The organism is Methylobacterium sp. J-118 (assembly GCF_057836565.1).
Genome location: NZ_JBYQFA010000001.1, coordinates 5,735,591 through 5,751,472, shown reverse-complemented (window position 1 = coordinate 5,751,472; position 15,882 = coordinate 5,735,591). Strand labels below are relative to the sequence as shown.

The following is a 15,882-nucleotide window of genomic DNA, read 5'->3' as shown; positions in this document are numbered from 1 at the left end:
CATGCCCGAGATCCGAGACTGCCCCGCCCCGGACCCGCATCCCCGCGGCCCGACCCGCTACGCCGTGCCACCCGGCGCGGTCGACACCCACGCCCACGTGATCGGCCTGCCGCCGGCCTACCCGCTGGTGCCGGACCGCAGCTACACGCCCCCGGCGGCCCCTGCGGACCGGTATCTCGCGATGCTCGACGGGACCGGCATGGAAAACGGCGTGCTCGTCCAGGTCAGCGTCCACGGCACCGACAACCGGCTGATGGTCGAGACCCTGCGCGCCAACCGGGCGCGCCTGCGCGGCATCGCGGTGATCCCGCTCGGCCTGCCCGATACGGAACTCGCCGCCCTGAAGGAGGCCGGGGTGGTCGGCCTGCGCCTCAACGTGCTGTTCGGCGGCGGGGTCGGGCTCGACGCGGTGGAGTCCTACGGGGCGCTGGCCCGGGAGATGGGCTGGCACCTCCAGTTCCTGCTCGACGCAAGGCACCTGCCGCCGATCGCCGGCCGCCTGTCGCGCTTGGCCGTGCCGCTGGTCTTCGACCATATGGGCCACATGCCGGCGTCGGCCGGATTGGACCATCCGGGCTTCCAGGCGCTGCTCGGTCTCGTCGCCGACGGCCAGTGGGTGAAGCTGTCGGGCGCCTTCCGGGATTCCGTGACCGGGCCGCCCTACGCCGACACGATCCCCTTCGCCCGCGCCCTCAACGAAGCGGCCCCCGAGCGCTGCCTCTGGGGCTCGGATTGGCCGCACGTGGCCGCCTGGGACGGGCCGCCCCGGACCGCGGCGCTCCTCGACCTGATGGCCGATTGGGTGCCGGACGACGAGCGCCGCCGGATGGTCTTCGTCGACAATCCGCGGCGGCTCTACGGCTTCGGGTAGGGCGCGCTCAGACCCGCAGGTCGACGCTCTGGCCCTGTCCGGCGGGCGCCGGCGGGCCGGCGCTGGCCGCGCTCTGGGCGCTGTCCGCCACGAGCCCCGCGACCGCCTTGTCCGATGCGACCTGCTGCCGGGCGACGGCGATGCCGATCTGCTGGTTCTGGGACGACGCCAGCATCTGGACGGCGGCGGTGGCGGAAACGGGATCCATGACGCCGATCCTACATCGCGGACCTGAATCCGGCGTTAGCCGGATCCGGGGCCTTTGAGCGATCGGCGCTCATCCGTCGAGGAAGCCCCGCTGCCGGGCCCGGTAGCCGCCGATCAGCGTCACGCAGACGAAGGACACGCCGGCCAGGACGGTCCCGAACGCCGCGATCGGCCACCAATGGCCCTGGAAGCGCTCGGCCAGGACGGTGCCGACGATCGGCGTCAGGCCGCCGGCCAGCGCCCCGCAGAACTGGTAGGCGATCGAGATCGCCGTGTAGCGGATCCGGGTCGGAAAGGCCCCCGCGAGGTAGCCGGCGATCACCGCGTAGAAGGTCGCGCTGCCGATCACGTTGAGGGCGAGCCCGAGGACGATCAGCGGCACCGACTTGGTCTCGACCAGCCAGAACAGGGGATAGGGCGCCAGCATCGCCCAGATCAGTGTCCCCTGCAGGAACAGGCGCTCGTTGCGGATCGCCTCCGCGATCCGGGCGCCCACCGGGGTCATGATCAGTTGCACGACGGCGGCAATCAGCAGGGCGTCGAGGATCGTCCCCCGGGCGATGCCGAGATACTGCGTGGTGAAGGCAATCATGAAGGTGTTGAACAGGTAGACGGAGGCGATCGCGAAGGTGTTGGCGCCCGCCGCGAGCAGCACCGGCTTGAGGCAGGTGGTCAGCACCTCGCGCACGGGGGCCGGCGGCGGGCCGCCCGCGGCCCGGGCCTTCTCGAAGGCCGGCGATTCCGCGACGCCGAGGCGGATCGCGAGCCCCACGGCGAGCAGGAGGATGCTGATGAGGAACGGCACCCGCCAGCCCCACGCCAGAAAGCTCTCCTTGTCGAGGAGGCCGGCGAGGCGGAAGGCCAGGAGCGACAGGATCTGCCCGGCGGGGCTGCCGAGCTGCGCGAAGGAGGCATAGAAGGTGTTGCGCCCGGCCGGCGCGTGCTCGGCGGCCATCAGCACCGCCCCGCCCCACTCGCCGCCGACCGCCAGCCCCTGGATCAGCCGCAGGACGACCAGCAGCACCGGCGCCCACAGGCCGACCGAGGCGTAGGTCGGCAGCAGCCCGATCCCCGAGGTGGCGATGCCCATCATCACCAGGGTCGCCACGAGGGCGCGCTTGCGCCCGAACCGGTCGCCGAGCGTGCCGAAGATCAGGCCGCCGAGCGGCCGGGCCAGGAAGCCCACCGCGAAGGTGCCGAAGGCCGAGAGCGTGGCGATGTAGGGCGATTCCGCCGTGAAAAAGAGCGGCCCGAACACCAGGGCCGCGGCGGTGCCGTAGATGAAGAAGTCGTACCACTCGATCGTGGTGCCCACGAAGGCCGCCAGCGCCGCCCGGGCGGACTGGTTCGTTCCGGTCCCGGTAACCGGAGCGGCGGTGGTGGCGGCCATCGATCCTCGCGTGGCATTATGAATTCAAGCGTAAGTCCTCATGCCCAGCCGGGCAGCCCACCGCAACGCCTGCACGCGAAAGGGCGCGTGTTTCAACCGGACGTGGAGTCGCCTGTCGCGGTCTTCCAAGGTTGCATCTCCACGACGAGCCGGCACCTCCATCCAATCCCCTCATCCTGAGGTGCCCGCGTCAGCGGGCCTCGAAGGAGGGCTCCAGGGATCGCGCGGCTGGCTGGAGGGCTCCTTCGAGGCCTCCGCTGCGCGCCGGCACCTCAGGATGAGGGGATTGGATGGGAGTCCTGGCGCCCGCCATTTTTCAAAAACTCGGTGGCGTGCAGGCGCTCACCACCTCGCAGGGGTTGGGCCCGACGCAGCGGAAGCGGTGTGGGCGGCGGCTGTCGAAGCTGTAGGCGTCGCCGGGGCCGAGGATCCGGCGCTCCGCGTCCACCGTCACCTCCAGGCGGCCGGAGAGGACGATGCCGCCCTCCTCGCCCTCGTGGGAGAGGGGCACCCGGCCGGTATCGGCGCCGGGCTCGTAGCGCTCCTTGAGGATCTGGAGCTTGCGCCCGAACAGGCTGTCGCCGACTTGGGCGTACGAGATCGCCCCCTTGGCGGCGCGCCGGCCGATCTCGGTGAGCTCCTCGGCCGCGAAGAACACCTTGCGCTCGGGCTCCGGCTCCAGGGCGAAGAACGCGGCCATGCCGATCGGCACCCCGTCGAGGATCCGCTTCAGGGCGCCCACCGAGGGGTTCACCCGGTTGGCCTCGATCAGCGAGATCGCGGAATTCGTCACCCCGGCCCGCTTGGCGAGCGTCCGCTGCGACAGGCCGTGGCGCGCACGCACGAAGCGCAGCCGGGCGCCAACATCGATGCTCATCCTACGTGGCCCCGTTTCAGGTGTTGCGGATCCCGCAACAGTGCCGTCCTCGGCCCCGTTCCTGCAAGGGGTTGCCGGCGGCCAGAAAAGGACTTGTTGCCGGATCGGCGAAGGTGTCCCCTGGCCCGGTCGCCCGATCCGCGCCGTTCGCCCCGGAGAGCCGCCCCATGACCGATCATCCGCTCCGCAACACGCCCGCGATGGACGCCTTCTGGATGCCGTTCACCGCCAACCGCCAGTTCAAGGCGGCGCCGCGCCTGCTCGTCTCCGCCGAAGGCATGCACTACACCGCCGACGACGGCCGCACGATCCTGGACGGAACCGCGGGCCTCTGGTGCGTGAATGCCGGCCACGGGCGCCGGGGGATCGCGGCGGCCGTGGAGCATCAGCTCTCCACCCTCGACTTCGCCCCGACCTTCCAGATGGGCCACCCCATCGCCTTCGAATTCGCCGAGCGCCTGGCCGAGATCGCCCCCGGCGGCCCCGACAAGCGCCTCGACCGGGTGTTCTTCACCAATTCCGGCTCGGAATCGGTCGACACCGCCCTCAAGATCGCGCTGGCCTACCAGCGGGCGATCGGGCAGGGGACCCGCACCCGGCTGATCGGCCGTGAGCGCGGCTATCACGGCGTCGGCTTCGGCGGGCTGTCGGTCGGCGGCATCGTGTCGAACCGGCGGGTCTTCCCGCAGCTCAACGGCACCGACCACCTGCGCCACACCCACGACCCGGCCCGCAACGCCTTCGTGAAGGGCCAGCCCGAGCACGGGGCGGAACTCGCCGAGGATCTAGAGCGGCTGGTGGCGCTCCACGGGGCGGAGACCATCGCGGCCTGCATCGTCGAGCCGGTGGCCGGCTCCACGGGCGTGCTGGTCCCGCCGAAGGGCTACCTGGAACGCCTGCGCGCGCTCTGCACCCAGCACGGCATCCTGCTGATCTTCGACGAGGTGATCTCCGGCTTCGGCCGCCTCGGCGCGCCCTTCGCGACGGATTATTTCGGGGTCGTCCCGGACCTCGTGACCAGCGCCAAGGGGCTGACCAACGGCACGGTGCCGATGGGCGCGGTCTTCGCGAGCCGGGCGGTGCACGACGGGCTGATGAACGGCCCGGACGGGATCGAGCTGTTCCACGGCTACACCTATTCCGGCCACCCGATCGCCTGCGCGGCCGGCATCGCGACCCTCGACATCTACCGGGACGAGGGGCTGCTGACCCGCGTCGCCGACATCGCCGACGACTGGGCCTCGGCGATGCACGACCTGCGCGGACGCAAGGGGGTGATCGACATCCGCACCATCGGGCTGATCGCCGGCATCGAGCTGGCGCCGCGTCCCGACGCACCGGGCAAGCGTGCCTACGACGTGTTCGTGGACTGCTTCGCGCGCGGCCTGCTCACCCGGGTCACCGGCGACATCGTCGCGCTGTCGCCGCCGCTGATCATCGAGAGGGACCAGATCGGCGAGATCGTGGACGTGCTGGGCGCGGCGATCGACCGGGCCGCCTGAGCGGTCTCCGTCCGGGCTTCCAAAGGGCGTGCCCTTTGGTGGATTGTCAGGGCAAAGCCCTGACCGTCTCGGGCGCTGCCCGACACCAGGGCTCTGCCCTGGACCCGCGAAAGGTCTCGACCTTTCGAGACCAGGACGCGATCCCACCGCATGGGTGTCCGCCCTGCACGGTGGGGTTGTCGCGACACCGCCCGTGCCCATCTGCCCCGGACCCGGATTTGGCCCGGGCACGAGGCTTTGCATGTCGAACACCGCCCTGATCGTCGGCGCCAGCGGAATCGTCGGCAGCGCCACCGCAGCACTGCTCACTGAGGAGGGCTGGCGGGTGGCCGGCCTTGCCCGTCATCCGGTGGACCAGGCGGGCGTCGAGCCGGTGGCGGGCGACCTGCAGGATCCGGCCTCCCTGGAGCGGGCGCTCCCCGAGGTCGCACCGACCCACGTGTTCCTCGCTACCTGGCAGCGGCGCCCCACCGAGGCGGAGATGATCCGCGTCAACCGCGCCATGGTCGAGAACCTGCTCGACGCGCTCCGCCCGAAGAAGAGCGTCCGCCACGTCGCCCTGGTGACTGGGCTCAAGCACTATCTCGGGCCGTTCGAGGCCTATGGCAAAGGCAGCCTGCCGCAGACCCCGTTCCGCGAGGACCAGGGCCGGCTCGACATCGAGAATTTCTATTACGCGCAGGAGGACGCGGTTTTTGCCGCCGCCGCGCGCGACGGCTTTACCTGGAGCGTGCACCGCCCGCACACGATCATCGGCAAGGCGGTGGGCAACGCCATGAACATGGGCACGACGCTCGCCTGCTACGCCACCCTGTGCCGGGAGCTGGGGCGTCCGTTCGTCTTCCCGGGCTCGGCCGCGCAGTGGAACGGGCTGACCGACATGACCGACGCGCGGCAGCTCGCCCGCCACCTGCTCTGGGCCTCCACCGAACCGCGGGCCGCCAACGAGGCCTTCAACGTGGTCGACGGCGATGTCTTCCGGTGGAGCTGGATGTGGGGCCGGATCGCCGCGTGGTTCGGGATCGAGGCGGTGCCGTTCGACGGCACGCACCGCCCCCTCGAACCCCGGATGGCGCAGGACGGGCCGGCCTGGGCCGAGATCGCCCAGCGCCACGGCCTCGCCGAGCCGAACCTCGAAAAACTCGCCTCCCCCTGGCACACGGATGCCGATCTCGGCCGGCCGATCGAGGTCGTCACCGACATGAGCAAGAGCCGCCGCCTCGGCTTCACGGCGTATCAGCCGACCGACGACGCGTTCTACGATCTGTTCGGGCAGCTTCGGGCGGACAAGCTGATTCCGTAAGCCACATCCAACCCGGCGGCCGCGGGGGACCGTTTCCGCGCCTATGCCGCCGGGGCCTCGCCGTCGTCCTTTGGGGCACACGCCGCGGTCACGATGGCGGCCGCGCGGAACCGCTCGCCCGGTCCCGCGCGGCTCCTGTTCGCGGCGGTGTCGGTGCTTCCGATCGTATTCGGTCTCAGAGCGACCTGCCGCGAAGCCCGGTCGATTGAAACGCTGGCGGTCTACGGCTCCGGCGTCAGCGCGTCCTTCCTCCCCCAAGGGCCCGGCATCGCCCGGAGGGCGTTTCCGTCAGAGCACGTTCGGATCAAAAACGTCCCCCTCCGGGGACGGCTCCAGAAGGTCGACGAGCTGCTCCAGGGCCCGCGGCGCATCGTGACGCCACATGGCGTAGGCCACCCCGAGGTGGTCGCCGTGATGCTCGAAGCCGAGGGCGCACCAGGACGCGTCTGCGGCCACCTGCAGTTCCGCGATGCGCAGCCCGTCCCCGGCCGGCCAGACCTGTTCCAGACGGTCGCGCAGGGGCTGCCCGTCCGCCGCCCCGGCGCCGGCCGGCGCCTCCGGCCCGCAGGCTCGCCCCGCCTCCGGGCGCCAGAGGACCACGATGCCCCCCCGGGCCTGGGCGAGGGCCCGGCGGGCCGCGCGCAGCGGCGGCAGGGGCGCCACGTGCGTCAGGATGGTCGCGCCCGCGAGCCGCCCGAGGACGTGATGCGTGTCATCGATCGCGGCATTGTCGACGATCACGACCTCGCCCGGCGCGCGGCGGCGTTCCGCGAGGACGCGGATCAGGTGCAGGAACCGCGCCGGGCGTCCGTCGAGGACGGCGAGGACCGAGACGAGCGGGGCCGCGCCCGGCGTCAGGTCGATCGTCGCCCCAGCCGCCAGGAACGCGTGCATCTCGGCGCGGATGCGGCGCTCCGCGTCGTCCCCGGCCCCCGCCCGGGCGAGTTGCGCCAGCGTCGCGTCCGCCGGGGCCGTGTCGTAGCCGCGCCCGGCCATCTCGGCGCGCCAATCCGTGGTCTCGACGTCCGGGACGAGGGCCCGCGCCGTCCCGACCTTGAGATAGGGGAAGCCGGCCCGCAGGAGCCTGCGCCAGTTGTGCAGCGTCGCGTCGAGCCAGTCGGGCGTCGGGAACAGGACCTCCGCGCGAAACCCGCGCGCCGTCGCGTGGCGTGCCAGTTGCGTTTCGTACTCGTTCACGACGTCGTTCTTGTGGGTGTACGACACCACGCCGTCGAAGAACGCCCGCCCCGCCGCGGATCCGAGGAAGCGCTGTTTCAAGGCGAGGAAGTAGCTCTGGACGTGCCAGCCGCGGTCGGCGTTGTCGGTCAGGCCGACGAGGTCGGCCGCGCTCGTCCGGATCCGGGCGACCACCCGCTCCAGCGCCTCCGGGCTCGTGGGGCCGAAGACGCTGTCGTTGACGAGGTACAGGATCTCCGCGCCGAAGAGTTCGGGATGCCGGCGCAGCACGTGGGCCCAGGCGGCGAAATCGAAACCCGCATTCGCCCGCCGGAAGACGTGTTCGGCCCGGTCGAGGGCCGGGCCCGTGACCGGCGCGTCACCGTCATCGCAGACCACGATCAGGGCACAGGCGATCCCGCATCGCTGCAGACCCGCGACATGGTGGACGACATGCGGCTTGATCGCGCCGTCGCTCGTGTGCGTCACGAACAGGGCGACCTCGGCGGCGAATGCGCTGCCCCTCAGACGATCGAGCCGCGCCGCCGTGACCGGCTCCGACTCGAGGACCGCGTGCGGGTTGGGGCGGCGGCGGTCGACGAGGCCTTCCGTGAGGAAGTGCTCCAGGGGGTCGAGCCCGCGCCGGGCGACATCGGGATTGCGGGCGCGGTACCAGTCCGGATCGAAGATGCCGTGCCATACCGCCCGATCCTCTTCGGCCGCATTGGCCGCCCGGCCCTCCAGGAGGCCGATCCGTCGGAAATGCTCCAGGGGGTCGTCCCGGTAGGGACCGAGATCCGCGTTCCGCGCCCGGTACCAGGTCGGATCGAAGCGGGTGTTCCAGACCTCCCGCGGCTCGCGATCGGCGTTGGGAAAGCGGCCCTCGGCCCGACCGTAGAGGAGGTAGTGCCGGACCGGATCGGCGCCCGTGGCGGCCACGTCCGGATAGCGCGCGCGGTACCAGGCGGGGTCGACGATCTCTCCGAGAGCCCTCATCTCGGCCTCGGGATTGGGATACCGCCCCTCCGCCTGTCCGTGGGTGGCGTAGTGCGCGCCGGGATCGACCTGCGCCGACGCGACGTCCGGGTAACGCAGGGTGTACCAGCCCCGATCGAACGCGCCGTGCAGATCCGCGGCGGGACCTGAGCGTGAGTCAGCGGCGCGGGCATCCTCGGTCAACGATCTGGTTCCTGTGCCTGGCTACGGATCGGTGTCCGGCCGGGCCGGATCGTCTCGCTCCAGCCCCGCGCCGGCATGGGTCGGCGCCGGTATGGCGGAGGAGACGGGGCGCGGCGCAGGCTCGGCCGCAGACCGGTTCCTTAGCCATGACCCTACGCCGGGCTCGTCGGCAAATCGACACCGCCGCACCGTCGAGACACGGTCGGCCGTTCCGGCTGGGATCAATCCCCCGCGTTGATCCTCCGGGATGCGGACAGCCGCACCATCCCGGCAGCGCCGTGGCTCGCGGTGTCCTTTCAGCGCGAGAGCCGCAACCAAACGCGGGCTCATCGCGCCCTATGGGCCGCTCGCGGCATAGCAAAGAAAGATTTCGCGTCAGCTCTGCTTCGCCACGACGTGTTTGAGCAGCAGCAATCCCACCGTCATGCATGTGAGGGAGAACATATACACGTAGAGATAATCGACTTGCAGATTAAACGCGGGATAGTAAGCCGATCTGACCCATTCCACGACCTGAACGGCGGGATTGAATTTCATCCAATAGTAGACTCGATCCGGCATGAAACAGGCCATGAACATCACGCCGCTGGACACGTACATGATGATGCTGAACAACGCGTAGCCGATGATCCATCCGGGGAAGAAGCCGACAATCGCGACGTTGATCGTTCCGATGCCGATGCCGAGCAGGATGGCCGCGCTGTACCCGCCCACGGCTGTGAATGGATCGATGGGAAGCGGATTATCGCCGATCGCCACCAGGATGAGGGATACGACGACGAGCCCGAGGAAGCCGGTCACGATTTCCACCAGCACCCGGGCAAAGACGATGTCGAACAACTTGACCTGTGGATAGTAGGTCAGCGGCCTGTTCATAATGACCGCCTTCATGACCTCTCTTGATATGTACTGAAATATCAAGACCGGCACGGCGCCGCTGGCGAAAAACACCGCGAAGCTGCCGTCGACCGGGACGGGGAGATGCTGAAAGCTGTAGATCAGAATCAGCATGAACACGTGGACGCATGGCCACAGCACGACCACGCCGTATCCCCACAGTGATCCACCGAAGCGCGTCCGCATATCGCGCAGCATCAGCGCGTACAGCACATGCAAATACGACTCTACTGCGCTGCGCGGCAGGCGCTCGGTGCTGGACATCGATCAGGACCCACCTTCCACACAATGGCCATCGCGCCGAACTTCGGCCAAAATACGACCTCTCCCGAACGGTAAAGTCGGCTGCTGCGGGCCTGCGACCCCTGCGGCTCAGCCAACGCGTCCACAACCGGCAGCCGATATCCGCCGCACGCTACCAATCCTCATCGTTCTTTAGATCGCTCGCCCGTCTCGGCCCGCCGGCGGTCGCGTCCTGCCCCTCGCGACTTTGCTCCTTTGCAGCGCGAGGCGGCGTCACCGAGAACCGTTGGTCCGCGCGATCCTGAAACCGGGCCGCGGCGCGACGATGACCGTCCGGCGCGTCCAGGACCGTGATCGAGAGCGGAATCCCATGAACGTCCCCATTCTCAACGGAACGTCTTGCCCTTCCCCATCCGGCGGTCGCATACGGACCGGCCCAATGCGCGTGCTCTAGTTCGGTCGGCGCCGAACTGGTAGAAGGCAACCGATGTCAACGCTTGCAATCATTCCAGCGCGGGGGGGATCGAAAGGTATCCCACGCAAGAATCTCACGCCGGTTGCAGGTCGACCGCTCATAGCGTGGACAATCGACCAGGCCCTGGCCGCACGGCATGTCGAACGCACGATTGTCTCGACTGACTGCGACGAGATTGCCGCCGTTGCGCTCAGCTGCGGCGCCGAGGTGCCTTTCGTTCGCCCGGCCGCATTCGCAACCGACCAAGCGTCCACCGAGTCCGTCATGATCCATGCGCTGGAGACACTGGGCGCCTCGGCGTACCAGCCGGAACTCGTCGTTCTCCTGCAGGCAACCTGCCCCGTCCGTCGCCCAGGCCGGATCGATGCCGCGATCGAACGGATCCGTGAGGCGGGAGCCGACAGCCTTGTATCGGTGTCCGAAATTCACCCTTTCCTGTGGCGGAATCCCCATAGCGCGACCGCAACTTACGACTACAAGCATCGGCCACGCCGGCAGGATCTGCGGGAGGAGGAGCGTCTCTTCGAGGAGAACGGGTCGATTTACGTCACCCGAACCCGCACGCTCCGTGAGGCAGGCAACAGGCTCGGCGGCCATATCGTCCTGTTCCCCATGGATCGCTCGGAGAGCGTGGACATCGACACGCCAGACGACATTCGCTTAGCTGAAAAATTGCTGCAGGACGTCATCGTACAGTGATTATTGATCGTAAATATCGAGAGCTCGTCATCAATGCGAGCGCGTCGATTATCGATGCGCTCGGCGCGATCACGAAAAATCGCCTGCAATTCGTCATATGCCTGACCGGGGACGGAAAGATCGACAGCGTTTTGACGGATGGCGACTTTCGGCGCTGGGTGGCCGATGGACACGGCATTGACCTGACACAATCCGTCGGAACGATCGCCAACAAGTCGTTCCTGACACGTCCGGTCGATACATCGCCCACAGTCTTGGCAGGCATGTTGAGCGAGCAGATCGCGTTCATTCCACTTGTCGATGATCAAGAGCGTTTGGTCGCGGTCGCCCGGCGCAGTCATCAAACCGGCTTCAGCATCGAAGACCGCCGCGTTGGCCCAGGCGAGCCGTGTTTCATCATTGCGGAGATCGGGATCAACCATAACGGCAACTTGGCTACGGCCAAGGACCTCATCGATGCGGCGGTCCGAGCGGGGGCGGATTGCGCCAAGTTCCAGATGCGGGACATGAGCTCGCTCTATCTGGACGGCGGTCAGGCGACGAACGTCAGTGCCGATCTGGGTGCCCAATATACGCTGGATATGCTGGCGCGCTCGCAACTCTCTCCGGCTGAAATGGAGGAGGCTTTCGACTATTGCCGGCAGCGCGGCATATTGCCGATGTGCACGCCCTGGGATTTGCCCAGCGCTGCCCGGCTCGTCGATTACGGCATCCCTGTACTCAAGATCGCCTCGGCCGATCTGACGAACCATGATCTCCTGCGCGCCGCAGCCCGGTCGGGCCGCCCAGTGATGCTATCGACCGGCATGTCGACGGAAGACGAGATCATCGAGAGTTGCGGCGTCCTGCGCGACGAGAGTGCAAACTTCGTCGTTCTGCACTGCAACTCGACCTATCCGGCACCGTTCAAGGACGTCAATCTGGCCTATCTGGAGCGCCTGCAGCGTGTCGCCGGGTGTCCGGTCGGATATTCCGGGCATGAGCGCGGTTTCGCGGTCGCGATCGCCGCGGTCGCACGGGGTGCGTCGGTCATCGAGAAGCACATCACCCTCGACCGTTCGATGCTCGGCAACGACCACAAGGTCAGCCTGGAGCCGGACGAATTCACCGCCATGGTGCAGGCGATCCGCGATGTCGAGGAGGCCCTGGGCCGCGCCGATGCCCGCCGGATCTCGCCGGGCGAGCGCATGAACCGGGAAACCCTCGCGAAGAGTCTTGTCGCTGCGAAGCTCATTCGGCCCGGCACGGTCATCAGCGAGAGCATGATCGCCGTGATGAGTCCGGGAACCGGATTGCAGCCGAACCGGCGCAAGGACCTCGTCGGCCAGACCGCGAAGCGGCTGTTCAAGCCCGGTGAGTGCTTCTTCCCGAGCGATCTTCAGACACCGCTGCCCGTGGCACGCGCGTTCAATTTTAGACGGCCCTGGGGCATCCCGGTGCGTTATCACGACTGGCGCGTCCTCCAGCGCGGCCTGCCGATCGATTTTCTCGAATTCCATTTCTCGTACAGGGACCTCGAGGTCGACATTCCGTCATTCCTCGATGCGCCGCTGCCCATGCGGCTCGTGACGCATAGCCCGGACCTGTTCCCGGACGATCACATCCTGAACCTCGCCTCCGACGACGCACGCCACCGCGAGGTTTCGATCCGCCATCTCCAACGGGTCATCGATGTGACTCGGCAGCTGGCTGTCTGGTTTCCGCAGACCGAGCGCGTTCCGATCATCGCCAGTCTGGGCGGCATGTCCCGGGACGCGGCTCTGCCCGTCGAGATGCGAGAGACCCTATACGATCGGGTCGCCGAGAGCCTGAAGCAACTCGACACGGCAGGCGTCGAGATCCTCCCACAGACGTTGCCGCCATTCCCGTGGTATCTGGGCGGCCAATTGCATTGCAACCTATTCGTCGACCCCGAGGACACGGTCGCATTCTGTCGCTCGACGGGGATGCGGCTGTGTTTCGACACGTCACACTCGAAGCTCGCCGCCAACACCCGGAAGCGCGACTTTCAACAGTTCGTCGACCTTCTGGCGCCGCTGGCCGGGCACCTGCACATCGTCGATGCCGCCGGCGTCGACGGCGAGGGTGTGCAGATCGATGAGGGCGAAATCGATTTCGCCACCCTGTGCCGCGATCTCGACCGCCTGTCTCCCGGGATTCCGTTCATCCCGGAGATTTGGCAGGGGCATAAAAATGGCGGCGAGGGCTTCTGGATCGCGCTGGATCGCTTGGAAGGCCGTCTCTAGTCGACGCCCGGCGCGGCACCGTTCTGCGACGCGTCGTCGATGGTCGGCGGGTCGCGAAAGATAGCCTCCGCGAGTTGGATCGACGTGGCGGGGCGGCGGGGATTCGTGCGCCTGAGGCAGTCATACGTTCGTCGCCTCCCACCGGCGCGCGATAACGGTTGAGTGCCGAACGCCATTATAATCTCTCCCTGTGGTCGACCTGTTTGAGAGGCAAACCCTGCGGGATCCGAGGGGATCTGCTTGGGGGAGCGTGCGACCGGGCTCGACGGATTCCTTGTGTGGCCGCCGGCCACAGCGTAGGCGGCGTGTCGCGTCCCGACGCTCGGGTCGGGCCGCGTGTTGGGTCTGGGGATGATAGACGATGCGAGACAGATCGTGACGCGGGAACAGGATGACCATCCGGTCGGCCCGTTGATCGATCCCGACGCCAGTCGTTTCATGGATGAACTCACCAGGGCCATCGCGGCCTGCACGGGCGACCGAACGCGCACGAACACCGCCGCCCTGACCTACCGCGGCATCGATCTCACGCCGCTCATCGAGCGCCACCTGTACTTCTCGACCGTCAACGACGAGGCGCTCTATCAAGCGTTCAAGACGGGCGAAACGAACGCCCAACTCCCCGCCACCTCGGAGGTGATCCGGCCCTATCTCCTCGACAAGCGAACGAGCGCGCCCCCGGGCCTGAGCGCGACGGTGCGCGGGATCGCGGCGCGGCTGCGAGACCGCTCGGAAGCCCCTCACAATGCCGCTGAGGTCACGTTCTGGAACGGGGCCGAGGGGCGCGATATCCTCTTCCACGTCGGGGCGGAAAAGTTTCTCCGCTACCTCAAGCCGGTGGCGGACCGCTTCGAGGGTCGCGCGGCCTTCCTGATCTACGACGCGCCGGCGCTGCTGCCGTTTCTCACGGCGGCCGGTGTGCCAGTGGTCAGCATCACACCCCTGCCCGGGCGGCGGCCGGCCGGACGGGTGACACCGGAACTCGACCCCTGGTCGGCCTATTGCTGCGATCATGACGCCCTGCGCGCCGGGCTGCGATCCGCGGGCTGCTCACGCGTGATCGTGGCCGAAGGAAATAGCCCGCCGAATGTTCTCATTGCCGGTGCGGCCCGGGCGCTCGGCATCCGCTCGGTCTGCATCCAGCAAGGTTGGTCGCCCTTCATTCACCCCGGTTTCTGCAACTTGCACTTCGACGTGATGTGCATGTGGGGTGGCCTGTTCGCCGACCTCTTGCAGCCGCACAACCCGAAGCAACGCTTCCGCATCACCGGGCATCATCTCCTGCAGATCGCGGACGATCCGTCTGTGATGGCACGCAGGGCCGTCGGTTTCTTCCTCCAGAAGAATTCGCGTCTCATCACGCCGGGAGGCTGGGCGGCCATGCTCGATCTCGTCGCCTGGACCGCCGACAGCTTCCCCGATCACGTCGTTCTCGTCCGGGAGCATCCGGGAGCCCCGTTGACGCCCGACGAGATTGCAATCTTCGCCGGTCGCCCGAACATCGAATTGGTCCCGGCGACGGTCGCGCCCCTTGCCGACGTGCTCGTCCGCTGCAAGGTCGCGGTATCGATTTTCTCGACGACGCTGATTGAGGCGGTTGGGGCGGGGGCCGTGCCGCTGATCATCAATCTGACCGGAAGTGCGCGCTTCTCCCCGGACCTGGACGCCGCCGGGGCCGGCATTGAGGTGAAGGACATGGCAGCGGCCAGGGCTGCCCTGTCCGACACCCTCCGCGGCGAGCCTCGCCAGATGAGGGCGGCCATGCGGGGTTTGCGCCGACGCCTCTTCGCAGCAACGGGCATCGAGGCCCTGCGTCGCATCGAGACCGCCATCGAGCCGCCAGGCGGCCTGCCCGGTATAGCCATGGCCGTGACGGATCGGTTAAGGAGCCTCGTCCGGGCCGCGCCGCTGCCGCGCGTCGGACGTCTGCCGCGCGCGAACGAGAGGGCTGAGGCTGAATGACCGGCGTGCATCTCAGCACCGGGTACCGCGAAAGCATCATCCCCGTCCCGGTGGCCTGGCTCGGGACATTGCGGCGTCGGTCGTGGCCAACCATCGCAGCGGACCCGGCGCCGCCCCCGGTCGCGCGCGCGAGCGACGCTCCGCGTCCCGCCGGCCGTCTTCGATCCGCGTTCGCCACGATCCGCGCCTGGTTGCGGCCCGGTAAAGGTTCGTGATGTCCGTCCTGAAGGCGAGTTGGTCGGCCTTCGATCGCGAGATCGCCGACATCTACCTCAACGGCTACGGGCATCCCTCGCTGCAAAGCAAGACGCTGATGCGGCAGCTTTTGGCGGAGATGTTCGGCGCGCGCCCGTTCGTTCTCTCCGATTTTGGCTGCGGCAACGGACATCTCGGCCCCTACTTCCGATCGGAAGGTCTCAACTGCCGGTATATCGGTTATGACTTCTCCACCGTCCTGCTGGAGGCGGGGCGCGCGCATGCCGGCACCGACGCCGCGATCAGCTTCGTCGAAGCCGACATCCAGGACCCCGGCCTGCAGGGAGAGGGTTGCGACGTCGTACTGTTCTCGCACGTCATCGAGATGCTTCAATCGCCTCAAAAGGCCCTGTTGGCGGCACGCAACCTCTCTGATCTGGTGATGATCCGGTTCTTCGAGCCGCCCTGGCATGCGCACGACATGACCGAGTTGAGAATGATGGATGTGGGGACAGGCTCCGCACCGGTTCCCTACCTCAGGCGCTCGATGTCTCGCCGGGCCTATGAGGGCCTTCTCGCCGAGGTCGGATGCCTGCGGCTCGACGTCCATCAGGTCGATGTCGACAAGGACGAAGTCCACCTCCTGCACTTTTCCTGAGC

Annotated in this window: 12 protein-coding genes; 7 read left to right on the top strand and 5 right to left on the bottom strand. The window is 68.0% G+C overall.

Going from position 1 to position 15,882, the window contains the following annotated elements; all coding sequences use genetic code 11:
* Position 1: 1 nt before the first annotated feature.
* On the top strand, positions 2-871 hold the full coding sequence (locus AC3IF3_RS28080; RefSeq protein ID WP_489231160.1) for an amidohydrolase family protein: 870 nt from the start codon (positions 2-4) through the stop codon (positions 869-871).
* Between the two features lie 7 nt (positions 872-878).
* Here the strand turns inward: AC3IF3_RS28080 and AC3IF3_RS28075 are convergent, their stop codons facing one another.
* The 3 genes from AC3IF3_RS28075 to AC3IF3_RS28065 all read right to left on the bottom strand — a co-directional run bounded on the left by AC3IF3_RS28075 (position 879) and on the right by AC3IF3_RS28065 (position 3,345).
* The gene (locus AC3IF3_RS28075) at positions 879-1,079 is read right to left on the bottom strand and encodes a hypothetical protein (protein ID WP_489231159.1); all 201 of its coding nucleotides are present in this window, start codon (positions 1,077-1,079) and stop codon (positions 879-881) included.
* A gap of 69 nt (positions 1,080-1,148) precedes the next feature.
* Entirely contained in the window at positions 1,149-2,468 is a 1,320-nt protein-coding gene (locus tag AC3IF3_RS28070) for an MFS transporter (RefSeq protein WP_489231158.1), read from the bottom strand.
* A gap of 316 nt (positions 2,469-2,784) precedes the next feature.
* Positions 2,785-3,345 (bottom strand): cupin domain-containing protein, encoded by a 561-nt coding sequence (locus tag AC3IF3_RS28065; protein ID WP_243970771.1) that lies wholly within the window; start codon positions 3,343-3,345, stop codon positions 2,785-2,787.
* A 167-nt stretch (positions 3,346-3,512) separates the two neighbouring features.
* Here AC3IF3_RS28065 and aptA point away from each other — a divergent pair, with 167 nt between their 5' ends.
* The gene (gene aptA, locus AC3IF3_RS28060) at positions 3,513-4,847 is read left to right on the top strand and encodes an omega-aminotransferase AptA (protein WP_489231156.1); all 1,335 of its coding nucleotides are present in this window, start codon (positions 3,513-3,515) and stop codon (positions 4,845-4,847) included.
* 241 nt (positions 4,848-5,088) lie between these two features.
* Entirely contained in the window at positions 5,089-6,150 is a 1,062-nt protein-coding gene (locus tag AC3IF3_RS28055; RefSeq protein ID WP_489231154.1) for an SDR family oxidoreductase, read from the top strand.
* Between the two features lie 288 nt (positions 6,151-6,438).
* Here AC3IF3_RS28055 and AC3IF3_RS28050 read toward each other — a convergent pair whose 3' ends face one another.
* Together AC3IF3_RS28050 and AC3IF3_RS28045 are read right to left on the bottom strand one after the other, a co-directional pair.
* On the bottom strand, positions 6,439-8,505 hold the full coding sequence (locus AC3IF3_RS28050; RefSeq protein ID WP_489231152.1) for a rhamnan synthesis F family protein: 2,067 nt from the start codon (positions 8,503-8,505) through the stop codon (positions 6,439-6,441).
* A 375-nt stretch (positions 8,506-8,880) separates the two neighbouring features.
* A complete protein-coding gene (locus AC3IF3_RS28045) occupies positions 8,881-9,666 on the bottom strand; it encodes an ABC transporter permease (protein WP_243970779.1) in 786 nt (261 codons plus the stop codon).
* A gap of 466 nt (positions 9,667-10,132) precedes the next feature.
* On the opposite strand from AC3IF3_RS28045, the gene AC3IF3_RS28040 reads away from it, so the two are divergent.
* From AC3IF3_RS28040 to AC3IF3_RS28025, 4 genes are all read left to right on the top strand, one after another.
* Entirely contained in the window at positions 10,133-10,819 is a 687-nt protein-coding gene (locus AC3IF3_RS28040) for an acylneuraminate cytidylyltransferase family protein (protein WP_489231150.1), read from the top strand.
* Positions 10,816-13,065: an N-acetylneuraminate synthase family protein gene (locus tag AC3IF3_RS28035; protein WP_489231148.1), complete on the top strand. Its 2,250-nt coding sequence runs from the start codon at positions 10,816-10,818 to the stop codon at positions 13,063-13,065. The genes AC3IF3_RS28040 and AC3IF3_RS28035 overlap by 4 nt, the downstream gene beginning before the upstream one ends.
* A 351-nt stretch (positions 13,066-13,416) precedes the next feature.
* The gene (locus tag AC3IF3_RS28030; protein WP_489231147.1) at positions 13,417-15,027 is read left to right on the top strand and encodes a hypothetical protein; all 1,611 of its coding nucleotides are present in this window, start codon (positions 13,417-13,419) and stop codon (positions 15,025-15,027) included.
* A gap of 214 nt (positions 15,028-15,241) precedes the next feature.
* A complete protein-coding gene (locus tag AC3IF3_RS28025; RefSeq protein WP_489231145.1) occupies positions 15,242-15,880 on the top strand; it encodes a class I SAM-dependent methyltransferase in 639 nt (212 codons plus the stop codon).
* Positions 15,881-15,882 lie beyond the last annotated feature (2 nt).